General features: G+C 34.1%; 10 protein-coding genes, 3 tRNA genes and 1 riboswitch. Of the genes, 9 read left to right on the top strand and 4 right to left on the bottom strand.

All coding sequences use genetic code 11. The annotated features are described in order from the left end of the window. The first annotated feature begins 222 nt into the window (after positions 1 to 222). Both BM088_RS10405 and BM088_RS10400 read left to right on the top strand, forming a co-directional pair. Positions 223 to 630, top strand: a complete 408-nt coding sequence (locus BM088_RS10405; RefSeq protein ID WP_091983426.1) for a hypothetical protein — start codon at positions 223 to 225, stop codon at positions 628 to 630. Positions 631 to 642: 12 nt separating this feature from the next. After that, on the top strand, positions 643 to 1,620 hold the full coding sequence (locus tag BM088_RS10400) for a ribonuclease Z (RefSeq protein WP_091983425.1): 978 nt from the start codon (positions 643 to 645) through the stop codon (positions 1,618 to 1,620). A 14-nt stretch (positions 1,621 to 1,634) separates the two neighbouring features. Here the strand turns inward: BM088_RS10400 and BM088_RS10395 are convergent, their stop codons facing one another. Together BM088_RS10395 and BM088_RS10390 are read right to left on the bottom strand one after the other, a co-directional pair. Then, a complete protein-coding gene (locus BM088_RS10395; RefSeq protein WP_177208012.1) occupies positions 1,635 to 4,223 on the bottom strand; it encodes an NERD domain-containing protein in 2,589 nt (862 codons plus the stop codon). Between the two features lie 243 nt (positions 4,224 to 4,466). Further along, on the bottom strand, positions 4,467 to 5,375 hold the full coding sequence (locus BM088_RS10390) for a chemotaxis protein (RefSeq protein ID WP_091983422.1): 909 nt from the start codon (positions 5,373 to 5,375) through the stop codon (positions 4,467 to 4,469). Between the two features lie 150 nt (positions 5,376 to 5,525). Between BM088_RS10390 and BM088_RS10385 the strand changes: the two genes are divergently transcribed. From BM088_RS10385 to BM088_RS10375, 3 genes are all read left to right on the top strand, one after another. After that, a tRNA-Met gene (locus tag BM088_RS10385) sits at positions 5,526 to 5,602 on the top strand. Positions 5,603 to 5,639: 37 nt separating this feature from the next. Further along, positions 5,640 to 5,724 (top strand) — tRNA-Leu (locus BM088_RS10380). Positions 5,725 to 5,752: 28 nt separating this feature from the next. After that, positions 5,753 to 5,827: transfer RNA gene (locus BM088_RS10375), tRNA-Gln, on the top strand. Between the two features lie 215 nt (positions 5,828 to 6,042). On the opposite strand, the gene BM088_RS10370 is transcribed toward BM088_RS10375, so the two are convergent. Next, positions 6,043 to 8,355: a TonB-dependent receptor gene (locus BM088_RS10370; RefSeq protein WP_091983420.1), complete on the bottom strand. Its 2,313-nt coding sequence runs from the start codon at positions 8,353 to 8,355 to the stop codon at positions 6,043 to 6,045. A gap of 232 nt (positions 8,356 to 8,587) precedes the next feature. Between BM088_RS10370 and BM088_RS10365 the strand changes: the two genes are divergently transcribed. From BM088_RS10365 to BM088_RS10355, 3 genes are read left to right on the top strand one after another with little or no spacing between them, the layout of a single operon-like run. Next, the gene (locus BM088_RS10365; RefSeq protein ID WP_091983419.1) at positions 8,588 to 8,902 is read left to right on the top strand and encodes a hypothetical protein; all 315 of its coding nucleotides are present in this window, start codon (positions 8,588 to 8,590) and stop codon (positions 8,900 to 8,902) included. Continuing rightward, complete coding sequence (locus BM088_RS10360; RefSeq protein ID WP_091983417.1) at positions 8,902 to 9,153, top strand: hypothetical protein; 252 nt, start codon at positions 8,902 to 8,904, stop codon at positions 9,151 to 9,153. The genes BM088_RS10365 and BM088_RS10360 overlap by 1 nt, the downstream gene beginning before the upstream one ends. 3 nt (positions 9,154 to 9,156) lie before the next feature. Further along, positions 9,157 to 10,728 (top strand): PepSY-associated TM helix domain-containing protein, encoded by a 1,572-nt coding sequence (locus BM088_RS10355; protein WP_091983416.1) that lies wholly within the window; start codon positions 9,157 to 9,159, stop codon positions 10,726 to 10,728. Positions 10,729 to 10,793: 65 nt separating this feature from the next. Here the strand turns inward: BM088_RS10355 and BM088_RS10350 are convergent, their stop codons facing one another. Next, a complete protein-coding gene (locus BM088_RS10350; protein WP_342742235.1) occupies positions 10,794 to 11,471 on the bottom strand; it encodes an MBL fold metallo-hydrolase in 678 nt (225 codons plus the stop codon). Positions 11,472 to 11,533: 62 nt separating this feature from the next. Continuing rightward, positions 11,534 to 11,688, top strand: a riboswitch (FMN riboswitch). A 99-nt stretch (positions 11,689 to 11,787) separates the two neighbouring features. Here BM088_RS10350 and ribB point away from each other — a divergent pair. After that, positions 11,788 to 12,441, top strand: a complete 654-nt coding sequence (gene ribB / locus BM088_RS10345; RefSeq protein ID WP_091983414.1) for a 3,4-dihydroxy-2-butanone-4-phosphate synthase — start codon at positions 11,788 to 11,790, stop codon at positions 12,439 to 12,441. Positions 12,442 to 12,498: the final 57 nt, after the last annotated feature.

Raw genomic sequence — 12,498 nt, 5'->3', positions numbered from 1 at the left:
TCGGGGTCTTTTCAATACATAAGTAATTGAAGGGTTTACAAAGAATAAGTGGCTAAGATTGATTAATCAAGTTGAATTAAATTTATACTAAGCTTTCGCTTTTTATCAGTATTTATGCCTAATATATAGTTAAATATTCATACTATTTAACATAAATAGGTATTAAAGCTAAATTGCGTTTTATGGTATACACTATGGGTACAACAATAATAAGGAATTAAAATGAAATTTGAAAACCTATTAAATTACTTAGATACAGGTGTATGTGTAGAGCAAGTACAACAAGAAGCCTTAATAGATTTGGTTGTTTTATTTACCAAAATTGATGATGCCCTTGATGATTCTGAATTTATTTCTGTAAAAAAATATCTAAACAAATTAAGTTGCGAGTCTAAAATATACAATGAAGTTTATATACATGATATAAAATTAAAATGCAGTGATATTATTAAAGACAAACAGATAAACGAGTTTATCTTCCAAAGAGCTCAAAATATCCATGATGAAACGATAAAAGAACAAACTGTTAAACTCATAAAAAGCACTCTATTAACAGAGCATTTAATATCTCCTTTAAAAAAACAATCTTTTGAATTTTTACAAACCTGCTTTGATAAAGAGGTGGCTTAACGCTTAAATATTGTGAAATTTACATTTTTAGGTACTTCAGCAGGTTTGCCCACAAAACAACGTAATGTTACCAGTTTAGCCATTTCTTTAGAAAAAGAAAAAGGCTGGTGCCTAGTTGACTGTGGAGAAGGAACTCAACAGCAATTACTACATACCCCTTATACTTTAGCAACACTCGAAGCTATTTTTATTACCCATATTCATGGCGACCACTGTTATGGATTACCGGGCATTCTTGCAACAGCTGGCATGAGTGGTAGAACAAAACCAATTAAAATAATAGCCCCGAAACCAATAGAAGAATTCATAACAGTCGTTTTAAAAACAACGGATTGTTATATTCCTTACTCTATTGAATTTATTGCTACTGAAGAACTTGATAACGATATTGAAATAGCGGGTTTTAAGGTTGAAGCTGTTGAATTACGCCATCGCGTTCCAAGTCATGCTTGGTATTTCACGGAAATTAATTTAGACCATAAGCTTAATATTGAAAAACTAAAACAAGACAATATACCTCAAGGACCTCTTTGGGGAAGGTTATGCAAAGGGGAAAATATAATTTTAGATAAGACAAGAGCTTTAATAGGTAAAGACTATTGGATTGACAATATTCGACCCAGAAAAATTATCATTTCAGGAGACAATTGCCAGCCTAACCTATTAACCCAAGCTTCAAAAACACTTGATGTGTTAGTCCATGAAGCAACTTACACACAAGAAGTTTCCGATAAAGTTGGTAAAGCTCCTATGCATACAAGTGCAAAAGACATCGCCCTATTCGCTAATAATTTACAACTTCCTAATTTAGTATTAACGCATTTTAGCGCTAGATATACTCAGTATGGTAAAAATTCAATTAAACTCATTCATGATGAAGCCAAAAAATTTTATTGTGGAAACCTATTCTTAGCCGAAGATTTTGCGACTTATCATTTAAATAAAAATGGCCAGCTGAAACAATTACCCAATATTAATAACAAAGGGTAATCAAAAAATAGCTTTTATTCCGGTTTACCTTTTGATTTATCAGAGCTACTTTGTGTTTTAGGATCCCATGTAGGATCAAGTTGCATATTAGAGAAAATGCTATCGTTTTGTTCTTTTTTATCTTTTATTAAATTATTTTCTTTTTTGAGTGTTGGATTGATAGGTGTTTCAGAAGAACTAGGATCCCATGTAGGATCTAGAGAAAGATTTGAGAATACATCATCACTTCCAGCTTTTTCTGGTTTTATATTTTCTTGAGTCTCTTCATTCCCTTTTAATAGCTTATCAGAGCTAATGTCTACATTATCAATATTAACAGTTTCGACTGTATCTATCTCAATGTTACCTTCAAGCTCCTTTTCCAAGTAAGCTGACAAAGCCTCATCTGCTTGTTTTATATCCCCATTAGCTGTATCAATACCAATATTCGTTACCTCAATAGTTTCATCAGTTTCAATATTAACCTCAAGCTCTTTTTCCAAGTAAGCAGACAATGCCTCATCCGCTTGCTTTATGTCTTCATTAACAATCTCAACTTCACTGCCATCAACACGTGTATTCACCTCAACAGCATCAGTTTCAATATTAACCTCAAGCTCTTTCTCTAAATAAGCAGACAAAACCTCATCCGCTTGCTTTATGTCTTCATTAACAATCTCAACTTCACTGCCATCAACACATGTATTCACCTCAACAGCATCTACTTCAACATTAGCCTCAAGTTCTTTTTCTAAATAATCAGATGAAGTCTCGCCCGTTTGTTTTATGTCTTCATTAACAATATCAACTTCACTGCCATCAACATGTGTATTCACCTCAACAGCATCTGTTTTAACATTATCCTCAAGCTCTTTTTCTAAATAATCAGATGAAGTCTCGTCCGATTGCTTTATGTCTTCATTGTTAATATCTATTAGATTGTCAGTTACAGTCGTTTTTTCTACACCTGTCTCATTGATGGTTACAGCTTCTTTTGAAACTTGCCCTATATCATCATTTAAATAAGCGGACATTTCTTTTTTTGCTTTTTCTAATTCAGCCAACATCTCTTTTTCATCAAATTCTTCATCAAGTTGTTGTTTTTGACTCTCTTTAACAGCAGTATCATCTTTAATTTGTTCTGGCATTTCTAAACTAGATAAAAAATCATCGTGTGATGGTAGCTCAGAAAAGGACTCCTCTTCACCACTGAAAGGAGCTTCTTCAGGCGATTTATTTTGAGGTAACTCTTGTTCTTCAGGATGAACGTTGGGTAAATGAGCCTCATTTTTAGAAAGGCTATTTAAAGTCTCCTCTAAAGATAAATGTTTTTCATTTGACCCTTCTTGAGCCTCTTCCTCTTTATTTATGATTGGCTTTTCTTGAGGTTGAGGTTGAGGTTGAGGTTGAGGTGAATTATCAATTCTAGAGATATTTTCTTGTACTTTTTTCGTCTCATTTTTCACTTTATCAAGAGCTGGAGCCTTATGAGGCTCATCCTGTTTTTGCCCTTTTGCCCAGTCTGAATTCACTTTTTCATTTATTGCCAAATTAAATGCTTCACATTGTTCATCACTGTAAATCAACTCTTTAAAACTTTTTATATATGCATTAAGTTTTTTCCTGTGCATAACAGCTGCAGGCATTGGCGCTTTAAAAACGGCCGAGTCATCAAATAAGACAATTAACTGAAAATTTTCTTTAGAATCTAAAAATTTACTTAAAGCCGTACTTTTTTGTTTCACTAGCTGAATTGGATTATCAAATTCAACTAAGTTGTCTTGTGTTTTACTTGTCCATTTAGCAGAATTTAGACCGCCAAAAATATCACCAGAAAAACGTTGGCTTTCGATAACAAAAATACCATATTGGGAAACTGTGATACGTTCAACTTTTTCTAATTGTTTATTTTCCAGTCGCAATACCAAATGCTTAAAAGATTTATATATTTCTCTATCTAACTCATCTTTTTTCCGTTTTTTTATAACCGGCTTTTTACTGGAAATTAATGGACCGAATCTTAGTGGACCATTTTTAGTGATATCACTTTTTTTAGGTATTGAAGACTTTACTTTTTCAGCTTTTGATTTTAATTGTTTAATATTTTCTTTTAATTTATCTTTTCTTGGTTTGATATAGAAAATAACAAAAGCAGCTAAGATACATACTCCCAATAAAAGTAAACTCGGTAAAAGATAAACATCTAACAAGTCATTTGACTTATTTGGAGTTAGATTTATCGCTTTTTGATTAACTTGCGCCTTATTAGCATTAGCAGCCGCGACTGATTTTTGTTCATTTAATTTTTTATCATCAATGGGTACTACCTCAACAGGGATTGCCTCCACTTCTTTAGTACCGGTTTGTTCTGCATTATTATCTATTGGAAGTACTTCCACCTCGTTAGGTAAAACTTCAGCTTCAGAAGAACTAATTGGCTCAATCAGCACAGGTTCAATTTTTTGTTGTAATGTTGTTTTAGGTGCAACATTAGGTTTAATTTGAGTTGTTTTTGTTTCTACCGTTTTAGTTTTATAACACCCTCTTTCATATGCTCGTTTAGCATTACGATATTGCCTACTTTTAGTTGCATGACTAAATTGCTGCACCTGTTGTTTTAACAAGATACACATGCCTTCACTTACTGGAGCTGAATTACTTTGAAAGCTTATAAAACAAGCCAAAATAGAAAAAAATGATAAAATTCGAATAAGTAACATATGAATATAATGAGGTTTCAATATTTGATTTTAATTTTAGGCTTTTACAGGTAAATTTACCATCAGTCTTAAATCTTATTATGAAAAAACAGTGATTTATTTTTTAAAACTCGCTCATTAAAAGCAAATTTATTGCATTAACTTCAGTTATGCCATTTGTGACTCTAATTCATAATGGTGTTGTGCACCACGCAAAATAGCTTCAATCAGTTCAGTCGCATCAAATTTTGTTAAAGCTTCGTTTGCGCCCACTTGATGCGCCTGACTCACACTAATTTCACTGGATAATGATGTATGTAAAATAATGTATGCACTTGCAAGATGTGGGGTATTTTTCACTTCAAATGCAAGCTCATACCCATCTAAACCTGGCATTTCAATATCGCTAACAAGTAAATGTACTTGTTCATCTGCTGTTGCACTTTGCTTCATCACATCAAGTGCTTCTTGACCATTGGTTGCAACTTTATACGGGATATTTAAACCATTTAATGCATCAGATAATTGTTTTCTGGCAACACGAGAGTCATCAACTAATAAAATATTTAATGGTTTGACCATTTCCCTTTGTATGTCAGTTAAACTTGGATATGAATGAACTGCATCATCTGGGTAAACATTTGAAAGTAATAATTCCACATCCAATAGCTGTACTATTTTATTATTAAATTGTGTTACACCAGTTAAAAAAGCATCTCTACCGACATTGCTTGGAGGTGGCTTAATATCTTTCCAATTACAGTTAATTATTTTATCAATGCCACGGACTAAAAACCCGACTTCCTTGCGTTGGCAATCTGTAATAATAATATAGCTATCTTTTAATTCCTCTTCAGATATTGCTCTATAGCCCACAGCTTTAGCCATATCAATAATAGGAATAGAGCGACTTCTAATTGTTGCCGTACCTATCACCGTTGGATGTGAGTTAGGTAATTTACTCATTTTAGAGTAACGCACAAGCTCTTTAACTTTGAGTGTACCCATTGCAAATAACTGAGTTGCATTTAATTTAAATAACAATACACCTTGTGAATGACTGGCCTTACTGCTCATAATTTACCTAACTTAATTCCATTAATGGTACATATCCTAATATTCTATAATTACGATATCAATTAAAAACTCATACTTCTAAAAAAAAGGTTGACGATTCACGTATGTATCAGCATAATGCGCTCCGCATCATGTAGATGATTAAGTAATGGCTACGTAGCTCAGCTGGTTAGAGCACATCACTCATAATGATGGGGTCACAGGTTCAAATCCCGTCGTAGCCACCATTTACTTTTCTATGTAATAGACTAAGATACTTAAAATGCGGAAGTGGCGGAATTGGTAGACGCGCTGGATTTAGGTTCCAGTATCGCAAGATGTGAGAGTTCAAGTCTCTCTTTCCGCACCATTTTAGTTGATGTAAATTTTAAATTTGTTGGAATATCGCCAAGCGGTAAGGCACCGGGTTTTGATCTCGGCATTCCCAGGTTCAAATCCTGGTATTCCAGCCATTTTAAATCTTATCAAACTTTATTTCTAAATAAGAATTTTTAGAAATCATCTCTCGTTTTATATCATTAATGTTTAAGTTTTTTTCACTCAGTGATAGATTTTAAACTATCAAGTATCAATCATTCTTTATAAATATGGCAAGATTATTTCACTTATTAAGTAAATGAAAAAGAGATCTGCCACTAAAGCAGACCTACTTAATTAGAATTATTTTTTAGAAATCAACTTGAAATTTAAGCGCAGCTTGCCTTGGTGCACCATACGTTTCAACATCATATCCGGTATCAATATCAGACAAATATTCTTTATCCAATAAGTTAGTCACTGTTAAGTATAAACCCACAGTATCCCACTCATAGCCTATTCGCGTATTCACTAAAGTGACAGCTTGATCCATAGGATCAAAATCTGTATCACCAGCTACTTTTCCTTGTGCAAAAGGGTTTGATAAAGCACGAGACTCATCAACATAATTTGCATTTATATTAGCAAAAAAACCATTATCACCCACATATGTTGCACTTAGGTTCGCAGTCCATTCAGGTGAGTCTCTAAAACTAAACCCCGATAAGTTAGGGCTCACTTCACCAATTTTATCTAGTGGAAAATCTTTGAACTCTGTTTTAGATTGACCTAAACCTGCAGAAAAAGTTAAGTTATTATTAACTTGATATCGTAATTCTGCTTCAAAGCCTTTAACAACTGAACTACCAACATTCCTTGTATCTTTGTCATACTGACTAACACCTAACTGCACATTGACCTGTTGGTCTTTCCAATCAATATAAAACATGTTTGCATTGGCAGTTAAAGACCCATCCAACCAAATTGAACGAAACGACAACTCGTAGTTACTGGTATATTCTGAATCAAAAGTATGGGTGGTAGCTTGAGCAATATTTGTACCTACACCACCTGAACGATAGCCTTTTTGAAAAATAAAGCTTGTGGTCATATCATCACTAATATGATAACTCACACCTAATTTTGGTAACACCGCATCAAAGCTGGTATCAACTAAAGGTTCAATACCAGATGCATCATCTGCTTGTTTATATAACTGAGCATTGAGTATAGATACAACTTGGGCCGTTGTAGGGTCAAAGTTAAGATTTGTTGGATCTGGTAATAAATGACCATTTTCTACAGTGACCTTACGATCAGCTGAATTTTCTTGTTTTTCACTATCCCAACGTATACCCGCTAGAATATCCCATTGTGCATTAATTTTATAAGTAACATCTGCAAAAATAGCATTGCTCGTTATTTTTTGATCAACTTTACCATAGGTACTTAGCTGTACAGGATTTACATCCGCATACAAAGACAATATTTGGTCTGCATAATTTTGTGGCAATCCAAAACCCCCATTTTCCCTAGGTAAAACAAGTAATCTTGGTACACCTAATCGTGCTAATGTAATATTACGTTTACCACCCGATAAATCATCAACTTTTAAGCTTGAATGGTACAAACCTATCAAGCCAGTTATTTGCTCATATTCAAAAGTAGCCCTAAACTCTTGACTAAATGTGGTATCAGTTCTGTTATCTGTTAATACTGATTTTTCTTCACCAAAGCCATTATCACCATCCCATTGATAATCATAATCACTGATCACATAATTTGTAATTGAAGTGAGAGACCAAATATCATTAACATCATAATCAGCTTTAAAGTTATACAAATCATTTTGCGTGACATCAAATGTCTTAGTATCAAGAATGGAGTATTTTTTATTACCAAATGAAGGTGAACTTCCTGATAATCCATCTTCTTGTTCATTAAAAGTGTAACTTAACATCATAGATAAATCGGGAATTGCTTCAGGTTCAATTCTCACCTTTAAACGATATGTTTGATCATCGCTATAATCTGAAGGTGCATTTCTTGTTATATTTTTAACAAAACCATCAGACTCATTCTTTTCAGCACTAAAGCGAAACGCCACCTGATTATCAATTAACTCACTGCCAAATGCGATTGCAGCTTCTTTTAAGCCGTAATTACCAGTGCCAACTCTAATTTTCATATCAGGTTCATAACTGGGGTCTTGAGTACTCACTACAACCGCACCCGCTAATGCATTTCGACCTTGTAATGTAGACTGTGGTCCGCGTAATATTTCAACTTGATTAACATCCCAAGTAGAAAAACCGCCAGATTGGATCATCCTGTATGGTAAAGCAGCACCATCTACATATACACTCGCCAAATAACTTGTGCCCCCCCCTGAAACATTAAAAGCATCAATGCCGCGAATACTAAATGTATACCCATCAAAGTTCACATTAGGTGCTTGGGCTAATACATCACCTAGATCAGTTATGTTTTGCTGTTCTAATGATTTTTGAGTGAAAACAGCAACACTTGCGGCCGTTTCTTGTAAACTTCTATCAATTTTTTGACCTGTCACAATGATTTTTTCAATCTCTTTTAAATCATCTTGTGCCTGAGCAGAAATAATAAAAGTGCCAGATAATAATAATCCAGTGCGAATAGCCTGAACAAGGTAGTTAGTTTGCATTTTAAGTTCCCGTTAAACCCTACTTTAAGCAATGAGAATCACTCTCATTAAAATTCGCGGCGATAATAGCAATAAATACCATTTAATTACTAGTGCTAAAGCTTTATTTTTTAATGAATTTTTATGAAAAATTTACACTTTAGTGATGAAAGAAACAAATAATAACTTTTAATTCAGTATATTATCGATATAATTACAAATACAAATACAAATAACAATCACTTGTATTTTAATGTTTATTTATTCAGCTTTATTATGGGTAGGATCTTTGCTTGTATTTATATCAAGCCCAAATCAAAAACTAATCGAAAAACGCGTATCAAAAAAAATAGCTTGGCCAGTTTGCATTATTTTAATGTTATCTAGTTGGTATTTTTTATCTGAACAATACGCCGCAATATCAGCAGCATTAGTCGTATTAACAGCAGTTATGGCTTTTTGGACTTTGATAGTATTAGCTCACGGTCATTTAAAAATGACTCTTTACCCTTTTGCGCTTTCAGGCCTATTAATATCTATAACATTAGCTCAACTAGGAGGTGTTTAATGTGGCCTAAAAGTACAGCTGCAATTTTTGGCGGTTGCCTTGTTTCAATCTCCATAATGCTAAACCTTAATTATATTTTGCCTACAGCCGTAGATACCCGCTTATTCATAGGTTTACTGTGTGCCTTTCCTTTATGGATCACTATGATGGTGTGGTGTTATGTCAGTGAAGGTGGTTTGCAAGCATGGAAACGATGTGGTTCCGTATTATTAGTTTCTATTGGCATCAACGCTATTTTTGTATTGGGTTAAACAATGAATAAAACTTTTTTAAAACGAATAACTGATGCCCACAGTTGGCTTGGTTTAATTATTTCAGGTTTACTTTTCATTGTATTTTTTGCAGGTTCAATTTCACTTTTTAGAGCTGAAATTACGCAGTGGTCAATGCAACCTCATTTTGAACCCACAAAAGGAGCGTTTTTACCTGTCAGTGAAATTTTAAAAATTGCAATAAAAGACAGGGATTTTGACCCAAAAGAACACTTGACACTAATAAAACCCAGTAAGCATATACCGTATTATAAAGCGTATGTTGATATTCAACATCAACCTGGAGAAGAAGACCATGATGCCTTATTAATTGACCCTGTTAGTGGCGAAATTGTAGCAAGTATTGATGATTTTTTTCTAGCTGATTTTATTTATGATTTACATATAGATTTAAATATCCCGGCAGGTAAGTATATTATCGGTTTTGTGACATTATTTTTCTTTTTTGCACTTGTTTCAGGCATTTTCATTCATGCTCGAAAACTATTTATTAACTTTTTTAAATATCGTAGTAAGCACAATAAGCGCAGCCAACTATTAGATATGCATAATGTTGTAGGTGTGATGAGTTTACCTTTTACAATTATGTATGCCATCAGTGGTTTAATATTTAATTTAGTCATTATATATCAAATTGCCTTTGCTTTAGTGTTATACAAAGGTGATCAACAAGCATTACTAGATGATGCAGGTTATCAAGCAATTGAGCCTCAATGGGTTGATAAAACTTGGAATAAACCCGATTTAGACCAAATTTTGCAAAAAATAACAAACGAATATGGCACTCTGCCAAGAATGATCCGGGTTTATAATTATGGTGATGAAAGTGCGGTCGTACATACCATAGGAAAAATAGAACAAGCGTTTGCTCAAAAATTTGAAACTGCAATCACAGTAAAAGACCAGCATACTTTATTCACCAAAGATGCACAGAATCCAAATACCTTAGTACAAGGCCTATATGTTATATCACAACTTCATTTTGGTGATTTTGCAGGATTTGATTTACGCATTCTTTATTTTTTACTTGGTTTAGGAGTTTGCGGCTTAATCATAACAGGTAATTTATTATGGATAGAGCAACGAAGTCGACAACGAAATCACTCTCCTAAAACATTAAAATTTGTTAATAATTTCACGCTTTGGAGTACTGGCGGCATCGTATTGGCAACTGCTGTATCATTTATGACTGAGCGTTTACTTCCTGTTAATCTAACAACCAGGCCAGATTATATGGTTTATAGCTTTATAATCACCTTAGCTTTAGTTGCTTGTCTGCTCCCTTTAAGCCGAAATAAGAAAGTATTTTTAGGTTATTTACTGACATCAACCGCTTTGCTCTTATTATCTTTAGTTGTAATAGACTGGATTATGTTTGCAAACGAAATTATAAATTTATGGCAACAAGGTATTAATACGGTTATTGGTTTACAGATAGGTTTTATTTTCCTTGCAATAATTTTAGCTTTCGCAGGCATTAAATTAACAAACCAAAAACATAACCCTGATGTATTAGAAAATGAAATGATAGATACATGTGAACTTGCAGGATAATATGATTGAAGCTCAATAGATAATATTATCTATTGAGCTTGTTCTTTATCAATTTTATATCACTGTCAATCACGTACATAAGGATTAGAACGTCTTTGGTCTCCAAAAGTACTCATAGGACCATGTCCAGGTATAAACTGTACATCATTTCCTAGTGGCCATAAGTTCTCTTTAATTGAGTTTATTAGCGTAGTTTGGCAACCCTTCGGAAAATCAGTACGTCCAATTGAACCATCAAACAATACATCTCCAACTTGAGCTAGTTGACTGTCTTTATGATAGAAAATAACATGACCCGGCGTATGACCTGGGCAAAAATAAACATCTAAAGTAATATTACCAAAGGTGACTTTATCTCCTTGATCTAACCAACGGTCAGGTTCAAAACGATTAACAGGTTTAAAACCAAATTGTGCAATTTGTTCAGGAAATAAATCTATCCAAAACTGATCTTCCTTATGCGGTCCTTCAATTGTAATTGATAACTTTTCTACAAGCTCAGCCGATGCACCAGCATGATCTAAATGTGCGTGTGTTAATAATATTTTAGTTAATGTTATGCCCAAATCATTCACTTGCGCCAATATAAGATCTATATCTCCACCTGGGTCTACAACTACCGCTTCTCTCGTTTCATCACACCAAAATAAAGTACAATTTTGTTGAAACGCTGTAACTGGAATAATTTTATATTGCATCATATATCTTTGACTTCTTTTGGCATATAAATCAGAAAATCGCATTATTCATCATTTATGTTTTGATTTCCAGTATCGGCGCGCTAAAATGCAGTCGCTAATATATAGCACATTCTCAGGGCGGGGTGAAATTCCCCACCGGCGGTAAATTCAACTTGAATAAGCCCGCGAGCGCCTAATCAATTTATTTAAAATATTAGGGTCAGCAGATCTGGTTAAACTCCAGAGCCGACGGTCATAGTCCGGATGAGAGAGAATAAAAAAGGTCACTTATTTAAGCTGTCCTTTCTTTTAGTGAACAATAAATTCACGACCTCTGCTTCCCTGATCCTGGTAATCATAAATTTTTAAGGAATTTACCATGAGTCAGTCTTTATTAACTCAATTTGGCGAGCCGCATGCTCGTGTAGAAAAGGCATTAGCAGCACTACGTTTAGGAAAAGGTGTACTTGTTGTTGATGATGAGAATAGAGAAAACGAAGGCGATTTCGTTTTTTCAGCGCAACACTTAACAACACAGCAAATGGCAATGATGATCCGAGAAGGCAGCGGTATTGTTTGTTTATGCTTGACAGAAGAGCGAACTAAGCAGCTCAAACTTCCACAAATGGTACAAGATAATACCAGCCAAAACAAAACGGCTTATACCGTCACGATAGAGGCTAAATCAGGTGTCACCACAGGTGTTTCTGCTGAAGATCGTGTTACAACAATTAAAGCCGCCACTCACATTAATGCCAAAGCAGAAGACTTATCAAGACCTGGTCATGTTTTTCCATTAAAAGCGAATAGCGGTGGTGTGTTAGTACGAAGAGGACATACTGAAGCTTCTGTTGATTTAATGGAACTTGCTGGGTTGACGCCTTTTGGCGTTATTTGTGAATTAAATAACCTTGATGGCTCTATGGCAAGATTGCCACAAGTAACTCATTTTGCAAATAAACATGATATGCCTGTACTCTCTATTGAAGATTTAGTCAGTTACATCACGGCCAAACAAAGTTTAGCGAGTTAAAGTACATATGAGCCACAATATGTAATGTGGCTCTTTTTATCTCAGTTAATTACCCTA

The sequence above is a fragment of the Pseudoalteromonas denitrificans DSM 6059 genome (assembly GCF_900112265.1).
In the GTDB taxonomy this organism is placed as follows: domain Bacteria; phylum Pseudomonadota; class Gammaproteobacteria; order Enterobacterales; family Alteromonadaceae; genus Pseudoalteromonas; species Pseudoalteromonas denitrificans.
This window is presented reverse-complemented; position numbering and strand designations above follow the sequence as displayed.

What these genes read in the sequence shown, in the direction of transcription:
- BM088_RS10405 (WP_091983426.1), top strand. Translation starts at nt 223, where the DNA reads ATGAAATTTGAAAACCTATTAAATTACTTAGATACAGGTGTATGTGTA.
- BM088_RS10390 (WP_091983422.1), bottom strand. Translation starts at nt 5,375, where the DNA reads ATGAGCAGTAAGGCCAGTCATTCACAAGGTGTATTGTTATTTAAATTA.
- BM088_RS10370 (WP_091983420.1), bottom strand. Translation starts at nt 8,355, where the DNA reads ATGCAAACTAACTACCTTGTTCAGGCTATTCGCACTGGATTATTATTA.
- BM088_RS10365 (WP_091983419.1), top strand. Translation starts at nt 8,588, where the DNA reads ATGTTTATTTATTCAGCTTTATTATGGGTAGGATCTTTGCTTGTATTT.
- BM088_RS10360 (WP_091983417.1), top strand. Translation starts at nt 8,902, where the DNA reads ATGTGGCCTAAAAGTACAGCTGCAATTTTTGGCGGTTGCCTTGTTTCA.
- BM088_RS10355 (WP_091983416.1), top strand. Translation starts at nt 9,157, where the DNA reads ATGAATAAAACTTTTTTAAAACGAATAACTGATGCCCACAGTTGGCTT.
- BM088_RS10350 (WP_342742235.1), bottom strand. Translation starts at nt 11,471, where the DNA reads ATGCGATTTTCTGATTTATATGCCAAAAGAAGTCAAAGATATATGATG.
- ribB (WP_091983414.1), top strand. Translation starts at nt 11,788, where the DNA reads ATGAGTCAGTCTTTATTAACTCAATTTGGCGAGCCGCATGCTCGTGTA.